Below are 24,534 nucleotides of genomic sequence, written 5' to 3'. Positions count from 1 at the left end.
CAGCGATCGTGTGTCGTTCTCGTGAACCGTTTCAGGATGCCCAGCCGTCGTCGAGGTCGGTGAAGACCTCGGGGGTGATCGTCTTGGCCAGTAGCAGCGGCGACTCCCCGGAGGTGTCGATCACGTCGTCGTAGCGACCCCAGCCCAGTGCTGAGCGTCCTGGTTCGCGGCTCGTGTAGAGGAAGTAGGCGCTGAGACCGATCTGTGTGGCGGTCTCCGTGGGGTGCGTCGCGACATTCGTCACGAAGTGGCGGCGATCCGCATCGGCGACTCTGCTGGCATAGAAGGCGGCGATCTCCGCCCGGCCCGTGAGGGTTCCGCTCGGAATCGTCAACGTGCCATCAGGAGCGAACAGCGCCGCGATCCGTTCGGCATCTCCTGCGTCTACGGTCACGGCATAGGTCGCAGCCATGGATCGCGCGAGGTCGTGGCGCTCGAGCCGGTCGATCCGGGTGAGCAGGTCATCGGTCATCGTCGTGCCTTCCGTTCCCAGGGTGTGCTCCGTAGCAGCTCATCGACGCTGATACCGGCCATCAGTGCGGCTCGGCAGCGATTCACCGCCGCGGGCATGTTCCAGCCGACCACCCCGGTGACTTCGTGCCCACGCGTCGCGAGACGCAGCCAGCGTCCCGTCTCAGGGTCCTCGACTGCCGAGAGGAGGCTAGAACCGGCGTCGATGTGACCGAGGATCTGGAGTTTGACATCGTATTGGTCGCTCCAGACATAGGGCAGTTCCGTCAGCTCAGGACGGGTCTCGCCGCGGCGGCGGGCGAGGATGCCCCGAGCCGCCACGGCTGCGGTATCGCCGGCATTGGTCCAGTGCTCGAGGCGTCGATGGCCGCCAGGCACGTATTCGATGCGCGCGACATCGCCGATGGCGTGGATGCGCTCATCGATCGTGCGGCAGCTCGCGTCGGTGTCCACGCCATCACCGCCTTCCAGCCCGCTGCCGTCGAGCCAGTCCGTCACCGGGACGGCCCCGATCGCCACCACCAGCACGTCGACGATCTCTTCGGTCCCGTCGGAGAGGTTTAACGTGATGGTTCCGTCAGCGTGTTTGACAGCAGACTCGGTGGTGACGTCGAAGCGAAAGTGCACGCCGTGACCGCGATGGAGATCGGTGACGGCTCGGCCGAGGTCGTGGCTTCCCAGGCGTGCGAGGGCGTGGGGGGCGGCATCGATGACCAGGACCTCGCGACTCAGTGCCTGGGCCGTCGCCGCGATCTCGAGGCCCAACACGCCCCCGCCGATGACGCCCACGCGTGCGCAGCGGTGCACGGCCTCGCGCAGCGCCAGCGCGTCGTCCCATGTGCGCAGGTAGTGGGGATCGACTGCGTCGAGTGCCGGCAGGCGCCGAGGGGTGGAGCCGGTGGCGATGACGAGGTCGTCATAGGGGACCACCTCGCCTGTCTCGAGCTCGATGGATCGCCCGGGCCGATCGAGACGTCGAGCCCGCCGACCGGCCACGATCCGCACGCCGAGGGCCTCGAGTTCCTCCGTGGACGTCAAATCGGGACGGGGAGCGCTCTCGTCGAGCAGAACGCTCTTCGACAGGGGCGGCCGGTCGTAGGCGATCGCCTGCTCGGCGCTCACGATCGTGATGGGGTCTTCGTCGCCCGCACGACGAAGACGTTCGGCGAGGCGGAGGGACGAGACGCCGCCGCCGACGATCACCGTTTGCGTGCTCACGGATCCTCCTGATGGGTGGTTGTGCTGTGCATCACCTTAGATGCTACGTTTCATTATCAGCAATAGGGGATTGCCGACGGTGTAGCTGGGGTCGACGGGATCCTGGAGCCCCGGATTTCGAGAAAGCCAACACCGAAACTTGACGTTGATTGAATCTAGGCGAATGATATGCATATCTTGTGACCGGGGTCACGAGGTGTAGGTCACGGCACGGGATGCCGACAACAAACGGAGACGACATGATCGCTACGCGTACCACCAAGAGATCCAAGCGCCTGTTCGCGACGCTGGCTGCCGCCGGCATCGTCACGCTCAGCGCCTGCGCTGAGCAAGGAGAAGGCGGCGGATCCGCTGGCGGCGAGGGGGTTGACCCCGGCACCTCCAAGGAGGACTACATCGCCGCCTTCGAATCCGTCGATCCGATCACGATCCGCACGCAGTCGCCCGCGCCGAAGGGATCGGTCACCGGCAAGAACGTCGAGGACTATCTAGCGGCCGTCGAGGAGTGGTCGGGTGGCAAGATCACCTTCGACATCGCCTACTCCAATGCGATCGCCGCGCCGGGCGATACCGATGACGCCCTGAACGACGGACGACTGGACCTCGCCCAGGTGCTTCCGATCTACGAACCCTCCGAGTATCCGGCCACGGCCTCGCTCATCGAGGCCGGCTTCATCTCCGCACAGACGCCGGTCGTCGGCGCCCTGCAGTCGAATGCCTGGCCCAACGAGGTCGCCTTCTCGACCCCCGAGATCATGCAGGAGTGGGAGGACCACGGGATGGTCCCCCTCGTGCCGATCTATAACTCGGGCTCGAATGGCCTCTTCTGCCGTGAGGAGCGCAACGACCTGCAGGCCATCAACGGCGCCACGGTGGGTTCGGGCGGCAGCGCGCAGAGCCGCCAGGTCGAGGCTCTCGGCGGATCGCCGGCCTCGATTCCCTACACCGAGCTCTACGAGAGCCTCGAGCGCGGTGTGGTGAGCTGCACCGTCTCGAGCCCCACCGTCACGGTGCTCGGCGGGTTCTTGGAGCAGGCCCCGCACGTCGTCATCGACGATGAGGCCGGTTTCGCGCTCGCGCCCGGTGGCATGGCCTTCAGCCAGATGACGTGGGATGAACTGCCACTCGTCGCCCAGCAGCTGTTCTGGGACAAGCTCGATATCTTCATCGGTCAGAACATCCAGGGGAAGATCTGGCCCAACAATGTCGAGGCCGCCCAGGCGGTGGCCTCCGCCGGTGGCGAGTTCACCGACTTCTCCGAGGATGCCCGGGCCGCCGTGCAGGGTGTCAACGACGAGATGCTCGAGGAGCTGCGTTCCTCATCGGCCTTCTCCGATGGCGATGCTTTCGTCGACAGCCTCGATGAGGCGTCGAACCGCTGGCTCGACATCGTCACGGAGGAGCTCGGCTACGCCGACGAGGCCGACTACAACGATTTCGATGACTGGTACAGCGAAGACGCCATCGACATCACCCCGTTCACCGACAAGCTGATCGACGAGGTCTTCGCCGAGCACCGCCCCTCGTGATGATGTTCCCCTCACGAAACACACGTCGCTGTGAAAGGAGATGTGATGTCGGCTTCATCGCCCACCCGGCGCCGGCTGCGGCCTGAGCTGTTCCTCGAGGTGCCGGTGGTCATCGTCACCTTCGTGATGATGTTGCACATCACCGCCAATGCGCTGCTGCGGGCGTTCGCCAATCGACCGTTGGCGAACACCCTGGAGATCACGCAGTACTGGTACCTGCCGATCGTCGCCTTCCTCGGTTTCATCGCGGCACAGCATCGCGGTCAACATGTCGCGGCAGACCTGGTCTACCAGTTGCTGCCGCCCGTGACGAAGCGTTTCGTGCTGGGGATCTCGTTCCTGGTGGTAGCGGTGGTCAGTGTCGGATTCGCCTGGTTCGGTCTGCAGGAGGCGCTGCATTCCTTCGATATCCGAAGGACGGCCGGAGTCAGCGACCTCCCCGCCTGGCCGCCCTACTTCCTCGTTCCCCTGGCTTTCGGCTCGTTGTCCATCCAGTTCACCTACGCCGGACTGAGGGCGCTCCGCTACGGCGAGGGCGTCGATGATCCGGCGGAAGCCGACGTGGCCGAACCCACTCTCTCCGTCGATGGAGGCCGATGATGACGGTCGATTCCAGTCCTCGTGCTGATCAAGGGGGAGTGCCGACAGCGCCCCTCCCGGAAGCCGCTCAAAGCCAGCGCAAGTCGTGGGTGACCTTCTGGATCACCATGACACTGCTGGTCGGCAGCACCGTGGGCCTGTTCCTGCCGTTGGTGCCCGAGGCGCTCGGCGGACTGGCCTGCGTGATGATGTTGTGCCTGATCTTCCTGCGTGTGCCGGTGGCGATGGCCATGCTCATCCCCGCTCTGTTCGGGATGTACGCACTGCGCGGACTCCCGCTCGTGCAGAGCACGATGACCACGATGCCCTACGACCGTGTCGCCAACTGGTCGCTGAGCGTGGTCCCGATGTTCATCCTCATGGGTCTGCTGCTCTGGCGTGCGGGACTCACGGAGAGCATCTACACCGCCGGCCGCAACTGGGTCGGCTGGATGCCCGGAGGCCTGGCGGTCGGGACGAACCTCGCGGGAGCCGGGCTGGCCTCGGTCAGCGGCTCGACCATCGGCACTACCTTCGCCCTGGCCCGCATCGGCATCCCCGAGATGCTGAAGGCGGGATACGACAAGCGCTTGGCCGTGGGGTCGGTGATCGCGGCGGGCCTTCCGGGTCAGTTGATCCCGCCCAGCCTGCTGCTCGTCATCTACGCCGGTATTGCTGAAGTACCCGTTGGTCCTCAGCTGCTGGCGGGTGTCGGCCCGGGCATCCTCGTAGCGGCCCTCTTCTCGATCATGATCATCATCTTCGCGACCCGCTGGGCCCGGACCGATCAGCTCAGCGCCGAAGCCAAGGCGGCTGTCACCTGGCCGCAGCGTTTCGACAGCCTCGTGCGGATCTGGCCCGTGCCGGTGCTCATCGGCGTGATCATCTTCGGCATGTTCAGCGGTGTCTTCACCGCGACGGAGGCGGGAGCCGTGGCGGCCCTCCTCTCGCTGGTGGTGACGGTGGTCTGGCGCTTTCGCGGTCAGCCGCTGCGGGCTGTGGCGGATGCCGCCGTCGGCACGGTGAGCAGTGTCGGTGCGATCTTCTTCATGTTGATCGGCGTGGAGGTCCTCGCCCGGATGTTCACCTTGACCGGTCTCAGCGATGGTTTCGCCGAGGTCGTGCAGGGCATGAACCTCAACCGGGTGACCTTCCTGATGTTGATGATGGTCGTCTACATCATCCTGGGCACCTTCATGGAGCCGCTGCCGATGATGATGCTCACCATCCCGATCCTCATCCCGACACTGCATGCCCTCGACATCTCGCTGCTCTGGTATGGCGTCTTCGCGGTGTTCATGGCTGAGCTGTCGATCATCACCCCGCCCGTCGGCATCTTGTCCTTCATCATTCACTCCATCACGAAGGACCCCGAAGTGAATCAGGGGCAGCGGATCACCTTGAACGATGTCTTCATCGCCGCCATGTGGTTCATGCCCATGGCTGTGATCGTGACGATGGTGTTGATCTTCTTCCCAGAGATCAGCACATGGCTACCCGAATTCGCCGCCTCGGGCAACCGATGAACCGAAGGACTCTCCATGACTGACACGACACACCGCGGGTGCCCGGTCACCCACACCGACTACACCGGGACCACGCCCATCTACGAGCACTACGCGCTGCTCAATGACGATCGTGAGCGTGAACGCTTCCTGTTCAACGACTCGACCGAGCGCGGCTTCTACATGCTGCAGCGCTATGAGGACGTGCAAGCCGGATTCCAGCAGCACCAGAACTGGACCACGGCTGTGCGCAGCGCTCTGCGCCCGGGCCTCGGCGAGCCGCTCCTGCCGCAGGACCTCAACGGCGAGGAACATCTCAAGCTTCGCAAGATCCTCAACCAGTTCTTCGCGCCCGCGGCCGTGCGCCGACTGGAGCCTCTGGCGACCCAGCGGTGTATCGAGCTGATCGAGGAGCTCAAGCCGAAGGGCTCGTGTGATTTCGTCGCCGAGTTCGCGATCCGGTACCCGACCGATCTGTTCCTTGCGTTGCTGGGACTGCCGGTCTCCGATGGTGAGCAGTTCCTCGAGTGGTCCGAGGACATGTTCTCGGCGATGCTCGCCGGCGAGCCCGAGCGGGCGGCCGCTGCCAAGAAGAACATCATCGAGTACTTCGAGGCGGCGCTGGAGGACCGTACGGCCAACCCCGGTGATCCGGAGACCGACATGGTGACGCGGCTCCTCGAGGCGAGGATCGACGACGAGCCCCTGACGCGCGACCAGATCCATACGATCCTGCTCACGCTGATGCTCGCCGGCCTCGACACCACCCGGTCGGCATTGGGGTACATCTACACGCACCTGGCCACGCATGACGAGCACCGCCAGGAGATCGTCGAGGACCCCGATCTGATCGGCAAGGCCGTCGAGGAGTTCCTGCGTCTCTACCCGCTCGTGTTCCAGGCCGGCCGGGAGGTGCAGTCCGACCAGGAGTTCGAGGGTCTGGAGCTCAAGAAGGGCGATGTCATGTGGATGGGCATCGGCCAGGCGAACCGCGATCCGCGTAAGTTCGACGACCCCGACGAGTTCATCATCGATCGTCCTGGCGCCAACCAGCATCTCGCCTTCGGCGGCGGGCCGCACCGCTGCCTGGGCATGCACCTGGCACGCCTCGAGCTCAAGGTCGTGCTGGAGCAGTGGCATGAGCGCATCCCGGAGTACCGGATCGCCGAGGGTGCCGAACTGACGGAACGAGGCGGCCAGCTGACCTTGTCGACGCTGCCGCTGGAATGGGAGGTCTGAGGTGTTCATCGAGATCGACGGGGCCAAGTGCATGGGGCACGGACGCTGCTATGCCGTGGCGCCGGACCTGCTGAGCGACGACGACGAGGGTTTCGTGGCCGAACGGGGCACGAGCTGGGAGGTCCCGGCCGATCTGCTCGACCAGGCCCAGGAGGCTGCCGACGCGTGCCCCGAGGGAGCGATCGTCGTCACCGCGACGGCTCCAGCCGATGCTTGACGGGCTGCGGGTCCTCGACCTGACCGACGAGCGCGGCCTGCTCTGTGGACGGTTGCTCGCCGACCTCGGCGCAGATGTCGTGCAGGTCGAGCCTCTATCGGGCTCGTCCGCGCGATCGGCCGAACCGGTCGATACCAGCACAGGGGTCTCCTTCACCTGGCACACCTTCGCGGCCGGTAAGCGGAGCATCACCCTCGACCGGCATCGACCCGAGGACCGCGACCAGCTGCACGACCTCGTGAGACGTGCGGACGTCGTCGTCACGTCGTGGGATCACGACGACCTCGAGGGCTGGTCGATGACCCCGCAGGACGTGCGGGCCCTCGCTCCGACGGGGATCATGGCGGCGATCACGGCCTTCGGATGGGACGGCCCTCGTGCGAGGCTCGCGGCCAGCGACCTGACCGTGTGGGCCGCGGGTGGCCCGCTGTCCCCACATCGCGATGGCGATCGCGCACCGTTGCGCATCAGCGTCCCCCAGGCCTATCTGCACGCCGCGGCCGATGCCGCCACCGGGATCCTGCTCGCCCTCATCGAGCGCGATCGCAGCGGCGAGGGACAGTTCGTCGATGCCTCGGCGCAGGTATCGGTCGGGCAGGCCACCCTCGCGCGGATCCTCGCGCACGCCGTCGGCGACGACAATCCCGAGTGGCAGCAACAGCCCACGGCACGGGCCGATCAGTCCGGCAGCGGGGCGGCGACACCCAACAGCCTGAAGAAGTGGCACTGCCGCGACGGGATGATCGAGCTGCACCTCTCGATGGGCCCCGCGGCCGGTGCTTTCACCAACCGGCTCTTCGGCTGGCTGTCCGATGAAGCGGCCGTCGACGAGCGCATCGCCTCCTGGGACTGGCGCGAGGTGCCCCGGCTGGTGGCCGAGGGCGAGCTCGAGATTGCCGATCTCGAGGACGCCCGTGCCGCGGTACGCGCCTTCCTGGTCACCAAGACCAAGGCCGAGGTGGTCGAACAGGCCTTGCAGCGCCGGCTACTGTCCATGGCGATCTTCGATGTCTCCGATGTCGCCGCCAGCCCCCAGCTGGCCGAGCGGGGATTCTTCGACTCGCTCGACATCGAGGGCACGACGGTGCAGGTGCCCGCGGTCTTCGCTCAGGTGACGGGCGCCCCCAGCCCGCGGTTGCGCAGCCGCGCGCCCAAGCTGGGAGAGCATCACGACGACGTGCTGGCGGAGTGGCTCGCCGCGCCACTTCCCGCGCTGCATCGATCCACGCGGAGTCGGACGCTGCCGCTCGACGACCTCAAGGTCCTGGACCTGTCGTGGGTGGTCGCCGGACCGCTGATCGGCCGCAGCCTCGCCGACTTCGGCGCCACGGTCGTGCGGGTCGAGTCGAGCACCCGCGTCGAGACCGCGCGGATGATGCAGCCGTTCCACGACGGCTCACTCGATCGTGAAGGATCGGCCCTCTTCGGCAACTGCAATGCCGGCAAGCTCGGCGTGACCCTCGATCTCACCTCCCCCGAGGGCCAGGACATCGTCCGCGACCTGGTGCGCTGGGCCGATGTGGTGATCGAGTCGTTCTCGCCCGGGCAGCTGACCCGCTGGGGCCTCGACTACGCATCGCTGCGTGAGATCGATCCGGGCATTGTCATGCTGAGCAGCTCCATCGCAGGGCAGCGAGGCCCGTGGGCGAAGCTCGCTGGATTCGGCAACGTCGGTTCGTCGCTGAGCGGCTTCCAGTACCTGGTCGGATGGTCCGACCGGCTGCCCATGGGACCCTTCGGCCCGTACACGGACTATCTCGGCCCGCGCACCGCGCTGGTGGCGCTGCTCAGTGCCCTGCGACATCGCGGCGAGACCGGCGAGGGGTGTTATATCGATGTGTCGCAGGTGGAGGCCGGTGCCTACTTCCTCTCGCCGCAGCTCGCTCATCACGGTTTCGACGGGACGATCGCCGAACGTCGCGGTAATGCCGATTCCGCCTATGCGCCGCACGGCGCCTACCCGGTGGCGCCCGATGAGCACGGCGACCACTTCATCGCGATCAGCGTGATGGACGATGCGGCCTGGACCCGGTTCGCTGAGCTCGCGGGCATCGAGGAGCCCGCCGGCCGGGACTACTCGACGAGCGCCGGCCGCCGGCAGGCCGCGGATCTCCTCGATGAGGCGATCGCGGCCTGGACGAGCGGACAGGACGGCGACGAGCTCGTCGACCGGCTCCAGGAGATCGGCGTGGCCGCCTATCTCGCACTGAGGCCGGAGGACTATCCGGGTGATCCGCAGCTGCGGCACCGACATCACCTGGTCGAGCTCGCCCATCCACTGCACGGGATGACGACCGTCGAGGGCGCGCGGGTCCTGTTGACCGATACGCCGGGAGGACCGCGTACCTGCGCGCCGACCCTAGGTCAGCACAATCGGCGGGTACTCGGGGACCTCCTGGCCTATGACAGTGAGCGGATCGACGAGCTGGAGACGAAGGGAGTCCTGCGATGAGCACGACGGACACTGACCGCGACTGGACGGCCGAGTGGCAGCCGGTCATCGACGCGATCGGCCGCGACTTCGCCGACGGCGAGGTGACCTGGGGCGGTGATCCGGTCGAGCCGGGGGCGATCCGGCGCTATCTCGAGCCGCTGGAGTTCGATTGCGCGCTGCATACCGACCCCGGGGCCGCACGTGCCGCGGGTTTCGAGGACGTCACGATGCCCTATACGGGAGTGATCGCCTGGACGATCCCGACCGCCTGGCGGCCTGGCGAGGTGCTCTTCGACAGCGATGATCGCGATGCGCAGCCGGTGCACACGGCGATCAACAACGCCGACATGCCGCTCGGCCCGCGCACGACCGGCTTCTTCGGCACCGATATCGAGGTCGACTTCCATCGTGAGGTGGTCGCCGGCGAGCGGATCGGGCGCCGGGGACGGCGTCTGCTGTCGTGCACGCCGAAGCAGACCGGTGTCGGCCGCGGCGCCTTCATGACCTGGGAGAGCGAGATCATCAGCGACCGCGGCGATGTCGTGGGCTTGATCCGTATCGGCACCTATGCGTACGTGCCGCACGAGAAGGGAGACGAGGGTGAGTGACACCCGGACCACCGGCCGGCCGTTCGACGAGATCGTCGTCGGTGAGCAGCTGCCGACGGTGCGCCTGCCGCTCACGGTCTATCGGCTCGTCATGGCGGCCGGCAGCAACCGCGACTTCAACTCGATCCACCACAACAGTGAGTACGCCCGCTCGACCGGGGCCAAGGAGATGTACGCCAACACGTCGTTCCTGATGAGCTCGTGGGAGCGGCTCGTCAGGGACTGGGCCGGGCCGCGCGCCCGGATCCGGGCGATCCGCGGGTTCCGGATGAAGTCCTTCAACTACGTCGGCGACACGATGTCCGTGCTCGGCGAGGTCGTCGATCTCCGCCGCGAGGGCAGTGAGGGCGTCGTCGATGTCGAGGTGCGCTGCGAGACTTCCGCGGGTGTGACCGTGGGCCCCGGCGTGGTCGAACTCGGCTTTCCCCTCGACGAACAGGAGCAAGGATGAGCGAACGGACGATGGGCACGGCGATCGCCGGCCTGGGCATGACCGAGATGGGCAAGGTCTACGGCAAGACGGCCACGCAGTTCGCGGTGGAGGCCATCGGGGCCGCCGCGGCCGATGCCGGCCTCTCGCTGTCCGATATCGACGGTCTGCTGGTGAACCCGGGTGTCAAGAACGACACCGATCTGCGTCTGCAGTCCACACTGCAGATGCGCGACACCCGTCTGCTCGCGACGATCCAGGGCTTCGGCTCATCCGCCGGACAGATGGTGCAGTACGCCTCGATGGCGATCGAGGCCGGCATGGCCGATGTCGTCGCCTGTGTCTACGCGGACGCCCCGCTGAAGGAGGGTAAGCGCTCCTCGGATGCCTATCCGGGACAGGCGCGCGCGATGGTCGGGACGGCTTCGCTGCCCTTCGCCGCGGGACTGAAGGCGGCACCGGAGCGATATGCCGTCGCGGCGCGGCGGCATATGGAGACCTATGGCACGACGAGCGAGCAGCTCGGCGCGGTCGCGGTGGCGGCTCGGCAGTGGGCCGCGATGAACCCGATGGCGCAGATGCGCGACCCGATGACCCTCGAGGATCACCATGCCTCGCGGATGATCGCCGACCCGTTGCGGCTGCTCGACTGCTGTCTGGTGAGCAACGGCGCCGTGGCGATCATCGTGACGAGCGCCGACCGCGCGGCGAGCTTGCAGCAGCCCCCGGTCCATGTCTGGGGCTGGGGCCAGGCGCATCCGGGGTACGTGCAGCATCGTGACAGCCAGTTCGGTCTCGTCACCGGTGCCGCGAAGTCCGGCCCCGATGCCCTGAAGATGGCCGGGGTCGGCGTCGACGAGGTGGATCTTCGCCAGCTCTACGACTGCTTCACGTTCACGACCCTCGTGACCTTGGAGGACTACGGTTTCTGCGCCAAGGGCGAGGGGGGTGACTTCGTCGCGAGCGGTGCGCTGGCGCCCGGCGGCTCGCACCCGACGAATACCGGCGGGGGTGAGCTCTCGTCGTTCTACATGTGGGGCATGACGCCGCTGTCCGAGGCGGTCATCCAGGCTCGTGGTCAGGGCGGAGAACGCCAGGTCGACCGCAACGACGTCGTCATGGTGTCGGGCAACGGCGGGGTGCTCGACTTCCACTCCACGCTCATCCTCAGCCCGCATCAGAAAGGTCGGTGACCCCATGGCACTCGCTGCTGTCGTCCGCGACGATCACTCCGCGCCCTTCTTCGAGGCGTCCGCCGAGGGGCGTCTGCTGCTGCGCTACTCGCCGAGTCAGGACACGTGGTCCGACCCGGCCGCACTCGTCTGCTCGACGACCCAGGCTGCCGATCTCGAGTGGCGTGAGGCGGCCGGCACCGGTCGGCTGATCACCTGGACGGTCAAGCCGGGGCGTCGGCGCGACGATGTCGTCACCCCCGACACGGTCATCGGCATCGTGGAACTCGACGAGGGGCCGTGGCTGACCTTGCAGTTCCCGGAGGCTGCTGCCGCCGATCTCTCGGTCGGCCGCGCGGTACGGGTCGGCTTCGTCCAGCCCGAGGGCAGTGAGCACCTTCCGGTGGGCCATCTGGCCTAGCGCCGGCTCCGCCGCGCCCGGACGCTGTCAGAAGGTGATGACCGTGCGGGCGCCGGTGGGGGCGTCGAGGTCCGCGAGCGCCCGGTTGACATCGTCCAGACCGATCGTCCCGCTCAGCAGCGGATCGAGGTCGAGCCGGCCACTCAGGTAGAGATCGCAGTAGAACGGGATGTCGAGTCGGAAACGCGTGGATCCCATCTTGGTGCCCTGCAGCCGCTTCTCGAGCAGCAGCTGGGCGGCCGGGATCTGCACCGTGAGGTCCGGGTGCGCCACCCCGACCACGGTCGCGGTGCCCATGGTGTCGAGCATCGCGAAGGCCTGCTCGATCGTCGGGCCGATGCCGACCACCTCGATCGCGTGATCGACACCCCCGTTGGTCAGCTCACGCACGGCCTCGACGGCGTCGGTCTGTGAGGCGTCGACCGTGTCCGTCGCGCCGAGTCGGCGCGCGAGCTCCAGCTTGGCCGGGATCCGATCGATCGCGATGATGCGGCTTGCGCCCACCAGGCGCGCCCCCATGACGGCGTTCAGCCCGACTCCGCCGCATCCGATGACGGCGACGGTGTCACCGGGCCGCACCTGCGCGGCATGGCGGACGGCACCTAGGCCGGTGATGCCGGCGCACCCCAGGAGGGCGGCCTTGTCCAGGGGCATCTCCCTGGGAAGCTTCACGAGGGTTCGCTCGTGGACCAGGAGCTGTTCGGCGAATCCGCCGAGCCCGACGAATGGTTCGACGCCGACCGCGCCGAGACTCAGACGCGGCGGCCGATCCTCGGGCCGGGACCGTCCCTTGTTCTCGCAATGCTGGAGTGCCCCGCGCTGGCACCAGCGGCAGGTGCCGCAGAAGGAGGAGGCGCAGGTCGCCACGTGGTCGCCGGGGCGGACATAGGTCACGTTCCGGCCTACGGCCTCCACGACTCCGGAGACCTCGTGGCCCAGAATGAGGGGGAGGGGCAGCGGGTTGGCGCCGTTCTGCATCGTCCGATCGGTGTGACACACCCCGGAGGCGACGGTCCGCACCAGGACCTCGTCGGGATCGGGGGCCTCGACGGCGACCTCCTCGAAGGTGAGGTCCTCTCCGAATGTATGAAGCACCGCCGCGCGCATGAGCCGCCCTTTCGTTGACACTGTGATGCAGGCTACCCTAGATTGCTGATCATCAACACCATAGTTTTCGAGGAGCAGTGTGAGCGCCATCGACGTCGAACGCCGCGGCGACGCGGTCTGGATCACGATCAACCGCCCGGAACGGCTCAACGCCTACGACCTCGAGATGGCGAAGGCGATGATCGCCGCCGTCGAGTCCGCGGCCGATGCCGATGCCGTGGTCCTCACCGGGGCTGAGGGCGCCTTCTGCGCCGGCGGAGCCCTGAACGATCTGGGTTCGCCTGATCCGGAGGCCCTGCGCGAGCTGTTCACCACCTCGTTGCGCCTCGTGGACGCGCTGCGTGCCTGTCCGCGTCCGGTGATCGCGGCGGTGGACGGCCCGGCGGCCGGCGGCGGCAACGAGCTCGTCGTGGCGTGCGACTTCGCGATCGCGACGCAGCGCTCGACCTTCGGCCAGACCGGACCCAAGGTCGGCTCGGCTCCGGTGCTCGGGGCCACCAATCTGATGGCCATCCAGATCGGGGAGAAGCGCGCCCGCGAGATGGCGATGCTGTGCCGCCGATACTCGGCCGAGCAGGCGCTCGAGATGGGCCTCGTCAACGAAGTCGTCGCTGACGACGGTCTCGAAGCCGCTGTCGAGCGGTGGCTCGAGGAGATCCACCGGCTGAGTCCCCGCTATCTGGAGATCGTCAAGATCAGCGCCAACCAGTGGTGGAACCAGTCCAAGGACAACATGTCGTCCGGGCTCGGCATGCTCATCCAGGCGATCGGCAGCGAGGACATGATCGAAGGCGCCAATGCCTTCTTGGAGAAGAGGCGTCCCGACTTCCGCGGGACGCCGGGCGCAGCAGAAGGGGACGCGCGATGAGCTTTCGCTACTACCGGGAACTGAAGCCGACCTTCGGCGATCGCGCCGACTGGGCGCTGCCGACCGTGCTGCGCCATCACGCCGCGGAGCGGCCCGATTCCGTCTGGCTGGACGCACCGGAGGAGGACCGTCGGTGGACCTTCGCCGAGACCCTCGTCTCGGCCGAGCGGGTCGGACGAAGCCTCTTGTCGGCCGGCGCGACCGTCGGCGACCGGGTCGTCATCGTCGCTGCCAACTCGTCGCAGTTCGTGCGCTCCTGGGTCGGCACGGCCGTCGCCGGTCTCGTCGAGGTTCCCATCAACACGGCCTACGAGCACGACTTCCTGGCCCATCAGGTCCGGACGGTCGAGGCGACCCAGGCCATCGTCGACGATGTCTTCGCCGCGCGCTTCGTCGATGTGGCCGAGGCGGCCTCGACGATCCGCAAGTTCTGGGTCATCGACACCGGCCAGCGCGATGCGGCCATCGAGACGCTGCGGGCCGCCGGCTGGGAGGCCGCGCCGTGGGAGGAGCTCGACGAGCGCTCCGCCGTGGGCGCGGAGGTCGAGCTGCCCGAGGTCGCACCCCAGGATCTCGCCTCGGTCCTCTTCACCTCCGGTACGACCGGACCGAGCAAGGGCGTGGCCATGCCACATGCCCAGATGTACTTCTTCGCCGACGAGTGCGTCTCGCTCGTCCGTCTGACCGATGCCGACGCGTGGATGTCGGTCACCCCGCTGTTCCACGGCAACGCGCAGTTCATGGCCGCGTACCCGACTCTCGTGGCGGGAGCCCGCTTCGTCACCCGCAGCCGCTTCTCGGCGAGCCGGTGGGTCGACCAGCTGCGCGAGAGCACGGTGACGGTCACCAACTTCATCGGCGTCATGATGGACTTCATCGCCAAGCAGGACGAGCGCCCCGATGATGCCGACAACCCGCTGCGCTGTGTCTTCGCCGCTCCCACCGCCGCGACCCTCGTCGAGCCGCTCAGGCGCCGTTTCGGCATCGAGGCCTTCGTCGAGGTGTTCGGGCTGACGGAGACCTCCGCGCCGATCATCTCTCCTTACGGCGAGGACCGTCCCGCCGGTGCCGCGGGTCTGGCGGCCGACGAGTGGTTCGACGTCGCCCTCGTCGACCCCGAGACCGACGAGGAGGTCGGTGTCGACGAGATCGGCGAGCTCGTGATCCGGCCTAAGGTGCCCTTCATCTGCTCGATGGGGTACTTCAATATGCCCGAGAAGACCGTCGAGGCCTGGCGCAACCTGTGGTTTCACACCGGCGATGCCCTCAAGCGCGATGCCGACGGCTGGTTCTACTTCGTGGATCGCTTCAAGGACGCCCTGCGTCGCCGCGGAGAGAACATCTCCTCCTATGAGATCGAGACCTCCGTGCTGAGTCACCCTGCGGTCGTGGAGACGGCGGTCATCGCGGTCCCCGCCTCGGCAGAGGCCGGGGAGGACGAAGTGATGGCCTATGTGATCCTCCGCGACGAGGTGACGCCGCAGGAGCTCTGGGAGCATTTCGCCAACCGCATCCCGTCGTTCGCGATCCCGCGGTACATCCGCTTCGTCGACGAGCTGCCGAAGACGCCCTCGCAGCGGGTGCAGAAGGCGAAGCTGCGTGAGATCGGTGTCACCGATGACACGCACGACCGCGAGGCGGCCCTGACTCGATGACCATGCCCATCTGCTGCTGAGGAGTTCCGATGCACCCCTATCGATCCGTCCTGTTCGTGCCCGCCCACAAGCCGGACTGGGCCCACAAGGCCGTCGCCAGCGGAGCGGACTGTGTCGTCATCGATCTCGAGGACTCGGTGCCGGCCGGTCTGAAGGAGAAGAGCCGCGAGACCGCCCGCCAGACGCTGCGTGAGGTGCGCTCGCGCAATGAGCGGGTCGGTCTGTTCGTCCGCCCGAATGCTCTCGACACCGGTCTGACCGGGGGCGATCTTGAAACGGTGGTGGGTCCCGAGCTCGACGGGATCTTCGCTCCGAAGATCCGCGACGGCCGAGATGTCGTCCGGTGGGAGACCCTGCTCGACTGGTTCGAGCTGCGCGGTGGCGCCGATGGCCTGGAGATGATCGTCCCTGTCGAGATGGTCGATGCGATCGTCAACTGCTACGAGATCGCGGCGGCATCTCCGCGCGTCAGCGCCATGATCGGGCCGACCTCCGAGCATGCCGATATCGCACGCGCCGTGGGCTTCCGGCAGTCGCCCGAGGGCAGCGAGACGCTGTACCTGCGCAGCCGCATCCTGCTCGCGTGCCGCCAGTACGGGCTCCATGCGCTCACGGCTCTGTGGGAGGACCTCGCCGACCTGGACGGTCTGCGGGCGTTCGCCGACTACGGGCTCCAGCTCGGCTTCCGGGGCCAGATCGTCATTCACCCGTCCCATGTGCCGGTGGTCCACGAGGTCTACACGCCGACGGACGATGAGGTCGCCTACCACGAGGGCCTCGTCGCGGCGGTCGAATCCGCCACCGCTGAGGGCCACGGAGCGGTGCGGTACCGCGGGCAGCACGTCGACCTGGCGCATGCTGACAAGGCGCGCGACTGGCTCGCGCACGCCCGCCTCGTACGGGGTGAGTGAACGGCGACGGCCCGCCCTCATCGAGGACGGGCCGTCGTCGTCTCGTCAACTCGGCCGGTGGTCGAGCAGAACCTCGTCGAAGATCGCATCGATATAGGGCTGGAGATCGGTCTCGCCCGGTGACCACTCCGCCGGGAAGTCGTCATAGGCGATCTCCTCGCCGTACAGCTCGACGAGCGTGTCGTCCCAGCTCTCGATGCTCGCATTCAGGTCATCGATCCACGCATCGCCGTCGGCCACCGCATCAGTGTCACGGAGGGATTCCATGCGTGCCTCGTTGATCTCGGCGATGGCGTCGCGGACCTCGGCCGGGTATTCGGTGATCCCTCCGCCGGCGTCCTGCATGGCGCCGACGGCCTCGGAAATGGTCTGCCACACCGACTCCAGGTTGGACTCGATGAAGGCGTCGATGCGATCGAACAGGAGCTGTTGGACCACGAGCGGATAGGACTCCCACGCTGCGGTGCTGAAGGCCCAGGTCCCCGGCCCCGATCCGAAGCCGGCACCGGAGTCGATGATGGCGTGCGGCGTCAGATCGGTGAAGCCGCCGAGGACGCTGACCAGCAGGCTGTTCATGCTGCAGTCAGCGACGCCGCGCTGCAGCGCCTCGTAGATCTCCGGGTAGGCCATCGAGACGCCGCTCGCACCCAGCTGGCCGAGCGTATCGGCCTGGGTCGCCGTGCCGGTGATCACCTGCAAGCCCGCAAAGTCGTCCAGCGAGTCGACGGGGCCACCGCAGTTCAGCGCGATCAGACCGCTGTTGAAGGCCGGGACCAGCACCGTGGCGCCGGCCTCCTCGAACTCCTCGAAGATCTCGTCCGTGGCGTATCCGACGTCCATCCACCAGGCATTCGATTCCAGGAGGCCGAGGAACGCTCCCTGGCCGCCCGCGAAGGTGGCCTCGGCGAGGTGCGCGCTCGCCGGGAACTCCTCGCGCTCGTAGGCGGGTACCACCGAGCCGAGGTCGAGTCGCCCGTCGTTGAGTGCGTTGTCGATCTCCTGGGGCGGCGCGATGGCGTTCGAGTACGCGATGTCGAAGCTGATCTTCCCGTCCGACCACTCCTCCACCGCCTGCATGTAGCCCTCGAACTTGGCTCCGGTCAGCGACCCCTTGGGGGAGGGCGACTGGGCCGTGATGGTGATGGGGTCGACATCGGCGAGTGCTTCCGCGTACTCCTCCTTCGTGGCGCCGAAGTCGATGCCTTCGCCCCCGCCGCCTCCGCCGTTCCCGGTGTTCTCGGCACAGGCCGTCAGCAGGCCCGCGGCAACGGCGGCACCGATGCCCAGGCTGGCGGTCTTCAGGCGTGATCTCGATGCTGGCACGGTGGCCTCCGCTCGCTATGTGATCAATATCACGCTTATCATGATCATAGTTGAGGGGAAGCGTCAAGATCTATGCGAATTGATTGTCGAGGGTTAGTCGTTCCACACCACCGCGGCGTCGAGGGCCTCGATCTGAGCGCCCCGTGCTCGTAACGGGTTGATCTCCACGGCCGCCAGCTCGTCACCGAGCGATGTCGCCAGAGCGGCGACGCGGCCCAGTACATCGACGAGGGCGGCGACATCCACCGGCTCGGCGCCTCGGACGCCATCGAGCAGGGGCCAGGCCTGCAGGCGGCGCAAGGCCGTCTCGAACTGCGCCGGGGAGGCGGGCAGGGCGATACGCTGCACATCGCCGAAGACCTCGGCCCAGATGCCGCCGAGTCCCACGGCCAGGACATGCCCCCACTCGTCCTCGCGGACCACGCCGACCAGCAGGTCGACCCCCGGCTCGCGCATCGGCGTGACCAGCACCCCCTCGACGGCCGCCTCCGGCTCAGCCTTCCGGACCCGCTCCAGCAGCGCGGTCGCGGCGGCCTCGACCTCCGTCGCGGCGACGTCCAGGGCGACACCCCCGACGTCGCTCTTGTGCACGATGTCATCGGAGACGACCTTGAGTGCGACGGGACCGTCCCAGGCAGCGGCAGCCTCCGCCGCCGACGACGGCGACGCCGCGACGGTCGCCGGAACCACCGGGACCCCGACCGACTCCAGCAGCGCGCGGCTGGCCGCCTCCGACCACGTCCCCTCGCGCGGCGCGGTGATCGCCTCGGTCTGGACGCGCACGTCGTCCGCCCCCGGGGACGTGTCCCGTGCGGTCCACTCGGTGATCGCGGCGATCGCCGGAAGGATGCGGCTGACGCCACCGAAGACCGCCGGAGCGCTCGCGGCGGCCCGGATCTCGCGGACCCGCTCATTGACGTACCGGACGGTGGTGTTGGCGAGGATCGCGGGGCACTCCGCCGCGGACGCCTCGGTGCTGAGCTGCTCGAGGGCCTCGCGTCCCCACGCCAGGTTCTCCGCCTGGTGGTCCATCTCCTGGGCGACGAGCACGATGCCGACGCCCGGGTCGCGGGCGACCACGGCGAGGGCACGCGCCATCAGGGTCGCGTCCGTGACGGCGGCACCGGTGACGTCGAGGGGATTCTGTGCCGCGGCGAGCTCGGGAAGCACCTGCTTCAGCTCCGTCACCGTCTCCCCGGTGAGCTCCGCGAGCTCCAGGCCGATGTCCTCGGCGGCGTCCGCGACGATGTCGCATGTGCCGCCCGAGATCGTCAGCAGGGCCATCGCGCCGTCGATGGGCCCGGTGTGGGCGAAGGTGTCGGCGACGACCAGCAGCTCCTCGAGCGAGGAGACGCGCACGACGCCGGCAGAGCGCAGGAAGGCGTCGATGACGGCATCGTTGCCGACCAGCGAACCGGTGTGCGCCAGGGCGGCCCGGGCGGCCGCCTCGCTGCGTCCGGCCTTGAGGCAGACCACGAGCTTGCCGGCCTCCCGGGCGCGGCGGCAGGCCGCGAGGAAGGCGTGCGGCTCGGGGAATGCCTCGGTGAAGACGGTGATGACCCGTGTCGGCTCGTGGTCGACCAGGAAGTCGACCACGTCGGCGATGCGCACGTCCATCTCATTGCCCGTGCTGACCGCCAGGCTCACGCCGATATCGAAGGAGCGAGCCATGTTGAGCAGCTGAACGGTGACATTGCCGCTCTGCGAGACCACGCCGATCGACCCTGACCTCAGCGGCTCACCGGGCGGGAAGGGCTTGAGCGCCACCTTCGCGTCGGTGTTGACGTAGCCGAGGGCGTTCGGGCCGAGCACGGTGATGCCGTGCTCGGCGGCCAGGGACTGGAGCTCCTGCTGGGCTCGCCTGCCCTCGTCCCCGAGCTCGGCGAAGCCCGAGCTCAGGACGATCGCGGAGGTGATGCCGGCCCGCGCGACATCGCGCATCGCGTCGAGCACCGCCTTGGCCGGCACCATCACGAAGGCGAGATCGGGGGCCTCGGGGATGTCGGCGGCGCTGCGGAAGAGGGGTCGCCCGTGGGCCTCTCCGCCCTTGGGATTGACGTAGTGCACGTCGCCCTCGTAGCCGATCACGCGGAGGCCGTCGACGATGCGATGCGACCAGTTCGATCGGTCGCTCGCGCCGATCAGCGCGATCGACCGGGGCTCGAAGAGACGTGTCAGTGTGGACTCGGTGGCCATGGGGTTCCTCTCTGAGGGTCAGTGGTGGGCGAGGACGAGCATCGACCCGTCCGACATGTCGCCGTAACCGGTGACGACGCCGAGGTGCGCATCGCTCAGCTGGGCATCGCCCGCTTCGCCGCGCAACTGGCGCACCGCCTCGACGACGTGGTTCATCCCCGCGATGTGGGCCTGCGACAGCAGGCCGCCGTGGGTGTTGATCGGGAATGAGCCACCGGGCCCGATGCCGCGTTCACGCACGAAGTCGGGTGCCTCGCCGCGTGCGCACAGGCCGAGTTCCTCGATCTGGCGTAGGACCACGAAGGTGAAGCAGTCGTAGAGCTGGGCGAAGTCGAGATCCTGCGGGGTCACACCGGCCTCGGCGAAGAGCCGCGGGGCGAGCTTGGTCAGGCCCATCTGCATGATGTCCGGACGGGTGACCAGGTCGTCGGGCACATCCGCGTGACCCTCGCCCGCGGCGAGGATCGTGACACCCACCGCGTCCTCCCGGGCGCCGTTGCGCTCGACGATCACGGCGGCCGCGCCGTCGGACTCCTGGCAGATGTCGAACAGGTGGAAGGGGTCGACGAGCACGGGGGAGGCGTCGTACGCCTCGGTCGTCAGCTGGCGTCCGCGGAAGTAGGCCTGGGCATTGCGGTGGGCGTGCTCACGGGTCGCGAGCGCGACCGCGCGCATACCCGCTGGATCGGCCCCGGTCTGGCTGAGCCAGTAGTTGGCGTGCAGGCTGTACCACTGCATCGGGACCGACAGACCGTACGGTCGCTCCAGGCAGTCGCGGATCCCTTGACCGGGCCAGGGGATTGACATGGCGGCGCCCCCGGCGTCGCTCATGCGGCGGTTGCCGCTGAACTGCGTGCCGCCGGCCGCGACCACGACACGCTCGGCGACTCCTGCCCGCACCGCGGCGGCAGCGATCGCGACACATCCGACCGGCCCCGCTCCACCCATCGCGTTATGTGCGTGGAAGCGCAGGTCGCGGATGCCGAGGGCGTGGACGAACTGCTCGGACTCGGCCTTGCCCTGCGGGGTCACGGCCCCGTCAACGCTGCTCGGATCGATGCCCGCGTCGGCGCACGCACGCAGACCGGCCTGCAGCAGGAGCGCGGTCGCCGTCAGGTCGGTGCCGCGCGTGTACGCGGTCTCGCCCACCCCCGTGATCGCGGCGAGGGGCGTGCTCATCGCTCAACCTGCCCAGGTCGCCAGACGAGTGCCGGTGCGTCGCCCAGCGGCTCGACGGACCCCTGGACGGGGAGTCCGGCGCGCAGAGTGTCGACCTCGGGGCCCGCGTACCAGCCGGTGAGGCGGAGGCCGGCCGTCGTGTCGACGACGGCCACGCCGTACGGCACACGGTCGGCGAACCAGGGGTGGAAGGCGCGCCGGACGATCGTCCACGTCGTGACCTCACCGCGGAGTTCGCCGAGCACGACCTGCTCGAACTCGGTGCCGGCGCACTGTCCGCACACGGTCCGCGGCGGCCATTGAACGGCATCGCAGGGGCGGCATCGCGGGACGACGAAGTCGCCGCGGAGCAGGCCTTCGACATGGCCCGCGAACTCGGCCGGGGTCTCCTGGGGGAACGGCCGGCCGGTTCTGGTGCTCATGATCGCTGGGGTGCTCCTTCGCCGCGATGAGGGGCTGAGCGGGCGCGCGGGGGTGGTCGCTCACCCAAATTGCTGATCATCAAATTAACCTAGAAGAGCGCCTCGCGCCATACCCTCGCGTGATCCCGCTCACGGTCAGGGCTGTGGCGAGCAGAAGATCTATGGCACAATCATGCATATCAATCGCAGCAACCTGTGGGAGACACCATGCCGTTGACCTTCGGCCTCGCCATCATGAACGACTTCCCGACCGACGTCGTGCCCGCAGACCGCATCGCCGCGATGCGCGAGCAGGTGCGGGCGGCCTCCCAGAGCGGAATCTCCTCGGCCTGGGTGCTGCAGCACTATCTGGGTGGTATGCCCACGCTCCAGCCGGTCCCCACGCTCGCGGCTCTGGCCGCCGATGCCGGTGAGATGCAGCTGGGCACCAATATGTTCATCCTCCCGCTGCGCCATCCGGTCGCGGTGGCCGAGGAGTTCTCGACCCTCGACCACATCACCGGCGGACGGGCGGTCGCGGGCTTCGGTATGGGCTACCGCGAGAACGAGTTCGAGTCCTTCGGCATCGGCCTGGACGAGCGGGTCGGGCGCTTCGAGGAGAGCATCGCGATGATCCGCGATCTGTGGAGTGGTGAATCGGTGACCCGCGATGGCGAGTACTACCGCATCAAGGACCAGCACATCAGCCTGCGTCCCGTGCAGGAGGGCGGGCCCGAGATCTGGATCGGAGCCGGACCGCACAAGAAGGGCGCGCAGCGCGCCGCACGCCTCGGCGACGCCTGGATCGTTCCGCCCCATGTGGACCCCGAGCGGCTCAAGGTCGTGCTCGGGCACTATCGCGCGGAGAAGGAGCGGCTCGGCCTTCCGGTCAAGAACCTCGTCGTGCGCCGCGAACTGGTGCTGGACCACGACCCGGAGCGGGCGCGGGCGATCGGCCTGCAGGCCCGCGGCGATGTCACGGCCCAGTACGCGCAGTACAACGCCCCGCAGCAGGGTGCCGGCTACCGCCACCTGCAGTCCGAGCAGACCGCGACCGAGGTGGCCGACGCCTCCTACCTGTTCACCGATCCGGCCGGTGCCATCGCGGCGCTCAAGGACCTCGAGGCACAGGGATTGACCTACATCATCTTGCGGATGCAGTGGTACGGCCTGCCGCAGGAGCAGGTGCTGGCGACCCTCGAACTGTTCAAGAACGAGGTCCTGCCGGCCTTCCGCTGATCCGACCCACGACCCCTGAGGAGCACCCATGACCGATGCTGTCATCGCCCCCGATCTCGCCGACCGCAGCCGGCTGTTCATCGACGGCCAGTGGCGCGACACCGAGGGCGGCAAGATCATCGACGTCCTCAATCCCGTCGACCAGTCCGTCGTCGGGCAGTCGGCGGTCGGCACGTCCGCCGATATCGACCGGGCGGTGGGCGCTGCCAAGGCGTCCTTCGAGGATCGTCGCTGGCGTGACCTCCCCGGCTCCGAGCGGGCCGCGGTCATGCGCCGCGCCGCCGACATCCTGGAGTCGCGACTCGATGAGATCGCCGTGCTGCTGACCTCCGAACTGGGCTGTCCGCTGTGGTTCAGCCAGCAGGCGCACGTGCCCAATCCGATCCGGCACACCCGCTACTACGCCGATCTGGCCGAGTCCTATGAACTCGACGATGTCCGCACCGATGCGAGCGGCCTGCGCAGCATCGTGACGCAGGAGCCGGTCGGCGTGGCCGCGGCGATCACTCCCTGGAACGGTCCGCTCAGCACCCCGAGCATCAAGATCGCCCCGGCGATCGCCGCGGGCTGCTCGGTCGTGCTCAAGCCGCCGACGCAGACGCCGCTGTCGGCCTTCGCCTTCGCCGATGCCTTCGCGGAGGCGGGTCTGCCCGAGGGCGTCCTGAACATCGTGCCGGCCGACCGCGAGGCGGCCCAGTCGCTCATCGAGCATCCGCAGGTCGACAAGCTCGCCTTCACCGGGTCCACGGCCGTCGGGCAGATGCTCATGCGGGCCGCGGCCAACCGGGTGGCGCGGGTGACCCTCGAGCTCGGCGGCAAGTCCGCTGCGGTCGTGCTCCCCGATGCGGATGCCGAGGTCGTGGCGAAGGCCGTCCTGCCGATGGCGCTGGTCGTCAACGGCCAACTTTGCATCGCGCAGTCGCGCATCCTGGTGCCCCGGAACCGCGAGGCCGAGTTCACGGAGGCCTTCGCGGAGGCGCTGCGCGAATGGACCGTCGGTCACCCGATGGACCCGGCGACCAAGATCGGCCCCCTCGTCTCCAAGAACCAGCTGGACACCGTGCAGGGGTACATCTCGCTGGCCCGCGACGAGGGCGCCCGGATCGTCGCCGGCGCCGAGACGCTCGTCCTGCCGCCGGAGCTGGAGAACGGCTGGTTCGTGCCGCCGACCCTGCTCGCGGGTGTCGACAACTCGATGCGCGCGGTGCGGGAGGAGATCTTCGGCCCTGTGCTGGCGCTGGTGCCCTATGACGAGGTCGAGGAGGCGATCGACATCGCCAACGACTCGCCCTACGGGCTCTCGGGCTCGGTGTGGGGTGCCGATGTCGACGACGCCATCAGGGTCGCGCGGCGCATCCGCACCGGCATGGTCAGCATCAACGGCTCCCCGCAGGCCTACGGCTCGCCCTTCGGCGGGTACAAGATGTCCGGCATCGGCCGCGAGATGGGGCCCGAGGGCTTCCGCTCCTATCTGGAGACCAAGTCCATCGCGATCGGCCCCGCCTGATCCACGGGCACGCGTCCTCGGGCGGTGAGTTATCCCCGACTCGCGGGCGGCGGTCTCAATCGGTCGAAGCAACATCTTTGATGAGGAGTTGTTGTGAGGCATTCGGTGCAGACGCGTCGGCGGTTCTATGAGTTGGTGTGTTTAGAGGGTTATGGTCTGTCGTCTGCGGCGTTTGCGGTTGGGGCGGGGATGGGGTCTTCGACGAGGTGGTGGCGGCAGGCTTTCGGTATGGATATCGAGGTCAGCAAGGGTGTTCATGGGGGACCACGGATCGGTGTTGCGCGTGATGTCGATGTCAGTGATGGGCGGGTCCGGTCGCGGCGGG

Annotated in this window: 22 protein-coding genes; 15 read left to right on the top strand and 7 right to left on the bottom strand. The window is 67.9% G+C overall.

Annotated features, from left to right (window positions below; genetic code table 11):
* Positions 1–31: 31 nt before the first annotated feature.
* Entirely contained in the window at positions 32–472 is a 441-nt protein-coding gene (locus JL108_RS19265; protein WP_205199719.1) for a nuclear transport factor 2 family protein, read from the bottom strand.
* Positions 469–1,689 (bottom strand): NAD(P)/FAD-dependent oxidoreductase, encoded by a 1,221-nt coding sequence (locus tag JL108_RS20080; RefSeq protein WP_205199718.1) that lies wholly within the window; start codon positions 1,687–1,689, stop codon positions 469–471. The genes JL108_RS19265 and JL108_RS20080 overlap by 4 nt, the downstream gene beginning before the upstream one ends.
* A 239-nt stretch (positions 1,690–1,928) precedes the next feature.
* On the opposite strand from JL108_RS20080, the gene dctP (JL108_RS19255) reads away from it, so the two are divergent.
* The 10 genes from dctP (JL108_RS19255) to JL108_RS19210 are packed head-to-tail and all read left to right on the top strand — an operon-like array spanning position 1,929 to position 11,823.
* Complete coding sequence (dctP, locus tag JL108_RS19255; protein ID WP_205199717.1) at positions 1,929–3,218, top strand: TRAP transporter substrate-binding protein DctP; 1,290 nt, start codon at positions 1,929–1,931, stop codon at positions 3,216–3,218.
* A 45-nt stretch (positions 3,219–3,263) separates the two neighbouring features.
* The gene (locus JL108_RS19250) at positions 3,264–3,818 is read left to right on the top strand and encodes a TRAP transporter small permease (protein WP_205199716.1); all 555 of its coding nucleotides are present in this window, start codon (positions 3,264–3,266) and stop codon (positions 3,816–3,818) included.
* Positions 3,815–5,323 carry a TRAP transporter large permease gene (locus JL108_RS19245; protein WP_205199715.1) on the top strand — a complete coding sequence of 503 codons (1,509 nt, stop codon included), beginning with the start codon at positions 3,815–3,817 and terminating at the stop codon, positions 5,321–5,323. The genes JL108_RS19250 and JL108_RS19245 overlap by 4 nt, the downstream gene beginning before the upstream one ends.
* Before the next feature lie 15 nt (positions 5,324–5,338).
* A complete protein-coding gene (locus tag JL108_RS19240) occupies positions 5,339–6,541 on the top strand; it encodes a cytochrome P450 (protein ID WP_205199714.1) in 1,203 nt (400 codons plus the stop codon).
* Position 6,542: 1 nt separating this feature from the next.
* Positions 6,543–6,758: a ferredoxin gene (locus JL108_RS19235; RefSeq protein ID WP_205199713.1), complete on the top strand. Its 216-nt coding sequence runs from the start codon at positions 6,543–6,545 to the stop codon at positions 6,756–6,758.
* Positions 6,751–9,210, top strand: a complete 2,460-nt coding sequence (locus JL108_RS19230) for a CoA transferase (protein ID WP_205199712.1) — start codon at positions 6,751–6,753, stop codon at positions 9,208–9,210. Before JL108_RS19235 ends, JL108_RS19230 begins: the two co-directional genes overlap by 8 nt.
* On the top strand, positions 9,207–9,800 hold the full coding sequence (locus JL108_RS19225) for a MaoC family dehydratase N-terminal domain-containing protein (RefSeq protein ID WP_205199711.1): 594 nt from the start codon (positions 9,207–9,209) through the stop codon (positions 9,798–9,800). The genes JL108_RS19230 and JL108_RS19225 overlap by 4 nt, the downstream gene beginning before the upstream one ends.
* Positions 9,793–10,251 carry a MaoC/PaaZ C-terminal domain-containing protein gene (locus JL108_RS19220; RefSeq protein ID WP_205199710.1) on the top strand — a complete coding sequence of 153 codons (459 nt, stop codon included), beginning with the start codon at positions 9,793–9,795 and terminating at the stop codon, positions 10,249–10,251. Before JL108_RS19225 ends, JL108_RS19220 begins: the two co-directional genes overlap by 8 nt.
* Positions 10,248–11,423 carry a thiolase family protein gene (locus tag JL108_RS19215; protein ID WP_205199709.1) on the top strand — a complete coding sequence of 392 codons (1,176 nt, stop codon included), beginning with the start codon at positions 10,248–10,250 and terminating at the stop codon, positions 11,421–11,423. Before JL108_RS19220 ends, JL108_RS19215 begins: the two co-directional genes overlap by 4 nt.
* 4 nt (positions 11,424–11,427) lie before the next feature.
* Positions 11,428–11,823, top strand: a complete 396-nt coding sequence (locus tag JL108_RS19210) for a Zn-ribbon domain-containing OB-fold protein (RefSeq protein WP_205199708.1) — start codon at positions 11,428–11,430, stop codon at positions 11,821–11,823.
* A gap of 27 nt (positions 11,824–11,850) precedes the next feature.
* Here JL108_RS19210 and JL108_RS19205 read toward each other — a convergent pair whose 3' ends face one another.
* Positions 11,851–12,918 (bottom strand): Zn-dependent alcohol dehydrogenase, encoded by a 1,068-nt coding sequence (locus JL108_RS19205; protein ID WP_205199707.1) that lies wholly within the window; start codon positions 12,916–12,918, stop codon positions 11,851–11,853.
* A gap of 91 nt (positions 12,919–13,009) precedes the next feature.
* Here JL108_RS19205 and JL108_RS19200 point away from each other — a divergent pair, with 91 nt between their 5' ends.
* The 3 genes from JL108_RS19200 to JL108_RS19190 are packed head-to-tail and all read left to right on the top strand — an operon-like array spanning position 13,010 to position 16,364.
* Positions 13,010–13,798: an enoyl-CoA hydratase/isomerase family protein gene (locus JL108_RS19200; protein ID WP_205199706.1), complete on the top strand. Its 789-nt coding sequence runs from the start codon at positions 13,010–13,012 to the stop codon at positions 13,796–13,798.
* Positions 13,795–15,453, top strand: a complete 1,659-nt coding sequence (locus JL108_RS19195; protein WP_205199705.1) for an AMP-binding protein — start codon at positions 13,795–13,797, stop codon at positions 15,451–15,453. The genes JL108_RS19200 and JL108_RS19195 overlap by 4 nt, the downstream gene beginning before the upstream one ends.
* Positions 15,454–15,482: 29 nt before the next feature.
* Entirely contained in the window at positions 15,483–16,364 is an 882-nt protein-coding gene (locus JL108_RS19190; protein ID WP_205199704.1) for a CoA ester lyase, read from the top strand.
* Between the two features lie 45 nt (positions 16,365–16,409).
* On the opposite strand, the gene dctP (JL108_RS19185) is transcribed toward JL108_RS19190, so the two are convergent.
* From dctP (JL108_RS19185) to JL108_RS19170, 4 genes are all read right to left on the bottom strand, one after another.
* On the bottom strand, positions 16,410–17,687 hold the full coding sequence (gene dctP, locus JL108_RS19185; RefSeq protein WP_205199703.1) for a TRAP transporter substrate-binding protein DctP: 1,278 nt from the start codon (positions 17,685–17,687) through the stop codon (positions 16,410–16,412).
* Between the two features lie 93 nt (positions 17,688–17,780).
* On the bottom strand, positions 17,781–19,883 hold the full coding sequence (locus JL108_RS19180) for an acetate--CoA ligase family protein (protein ID WP_205199702.1): 2,103 nt from the start codon (positions 19,881–19,883) through the stop codon (positions 17,781–17,783).
* Positions 19,884–19,901: 18 nt separating this feature from the next.
* Positions 19,902–21,062, bottom strand: a complete 1,161-nt coding sequence (locus JL108_RS19175; protein WP_205199701.1) for a hypothetical protein — start codon at positions 21,060–21,062, stop codon at positions 19,902–19,904.
* Entirely contained in the window at positions 21,059–21,484 is a 426-nt protein-coding gene (locus JL108_RS19170) for a Zn-ribbon domain-containing OB-fold protein (RefSeq protein WP_205199700.1), read from the bottom strand. Before JL108_RS19170 ends, JL108_RS19175 begins: the two co-directional genes overlap by 4 nt.
* A 207-nt stretch (positions 21,485–21,691) precedes the next feature.
* On the opposite strand from JL108_RS19170, the gene JL108_RS19165 reads away from it, so the two are divergent.
* Positions 21,692–22,702, top strand: coding sequence for an LLM class flavin-dependent oxidoreductase (locus JL108_RS19165; protein WP_205199699.1), 1,011 nt, complete (start codon positions 21,692–21,694; stop codon positions 22,700–22,702).
* 28 nt (positions 22,703–22,730) lie between these two features.
* The gene (locus tag JL108_RS19160) at positions 22,731–24,209 is read left to right on the top strand and encodes an aldehyde dehydrogenase (RefSeq protein ID WP_205199698.1); all 1,479 of its coding nucleotides are present in this window, start codon (positions 22,731–22,733) and stop codon (positions 24,207–24,209) included.
* The last annotated feature ends 325 nt before the right edge of the window (positions 24,210–24,534 follow it).

Origin of the sequence: Aeromicrobium sp. YIM 150415 (assembly GCF_016918125.1) — a bacterium.
Lineage (GTDB): Bacteria > Actinomycetota > Actinomycetes > Propionibacteriales > Nocardioidaceae > Aeromicrobium > Aeromicrobium piscarium.
Note: the sequence above shows the minus strand (reverse complement) of the source record. Positions and strands in the feature narration are given on the sequence as shown.

Bases quoted from the DNA above. Each gene is read 5' to 3' on its own strand.
- JL108_RS19165 (WP_205199699.1), top strand. From the start codon at position 21,692: ATGCCGTTGACCTTCGGCCTCGCCATCATGAACGACTTCCCGACCGAC.
- JL108_RS19245 (WP_205199715.1), top strand. From the start codon at position 3,815: ATGATGACGGTCGATTCCAGTCCTCGTGCTGATCAAGGGGGAGTGCCG.
- dctP (WP_205199717.1), top strand. From the start codon at position 1,929: ATGATCGCTACGCGTACCACCAAGAGATCCAAGCGCCTGTTCGCGACG.
- JL108_RS19225 (WP_205199711.1), top strand. From the start codon at position 9,207: ATGAGCACGACGGACACTGACCGCGACTGGACGGCCGAGTGGCAGCCG.
- JL108_RS19170 (WP_205199700.1), bottom strand. From the start codon at position 21,484: ATGAGCACCAGAACCGGCCGGCCGTTCCCCCAGGAGACCCCGGCCGAG.
- JL108_RS19230 (WP_205199712.1), top strand. From the start codon at position 6,751: ATGCTTGACGGGCTGCGGGTCCTCGACCTGACCGACGAGCGCGGCCTG.
- JL108_RS19240 (WP_205199714.1), top strand. From the start codon at position 5,339: ATGACTGACACGACACACCGCGGGTGCCCGGTCACCCACACCGACTAC.
- JL108_RS19195 (WP_205199705.1), top strand. From the start codon at position 13,795: ATGAGCTTTCGCTACTACCGGGAACTGAAGCCGACCTTCGGCGATCGC.
- JL108_RS19265 (WP_205199719.1), bottom strand. From the start codon at position 472: ATGACCGATGACCTGCTCACCCGGATCGACCGGCTCGAGCGCCACGAC.
- JL108_RS19250 (WP_205199716.1), top strand. From the start codon at position 3,264: ATGTCGGCTTCATCGCCCACCCGGCGCCGGCTGCGGCCTGAGCTGTTC.
- JL108_RS19175 (WP_205199701.1), bottom strand. From the start codon at position 21,062: ATGAGCACGCCCCTCGCCGCGATCACGGGGGTGGGCGAGACCGCGTAC.
- JL108_RS19160 (WP_205199698.1), top strand. From the start codon at position 22,731: ATGACCGATGCTGTCATCGCCCCCGATCTCGCCGACCGCAGCCGGCTG.
- JL108_RS19190 (WP_205199704.1), top strand. From the start codon at position 15,483: ATGCACCCCTATCGATCCGTCCTGTTCGTGCCCGCCCACAAGCCGGAC.
- JL108_RS19180 (WP_205199702.1), bottom strand. From the start codon at position 19,883: ATGGCCACCGAGTCCACACTGACACGTCTCTTCGAGCCCCGGTCGATC.
- JL108_RS19210 (WP_205199708.1), top strand. From the start codon at position 11,428: ATGGCACTCGCTGCTGTCGTCCGCGACGATCACTCCGCGCCCTTCTTC.
- JL108_RS19215 (WP_205199709.1), top strand. From the start codon at position 10,248: ATGAGCGAACGGACGATGGGCACGGCGATCGCCGGCCTGGGCATGACC.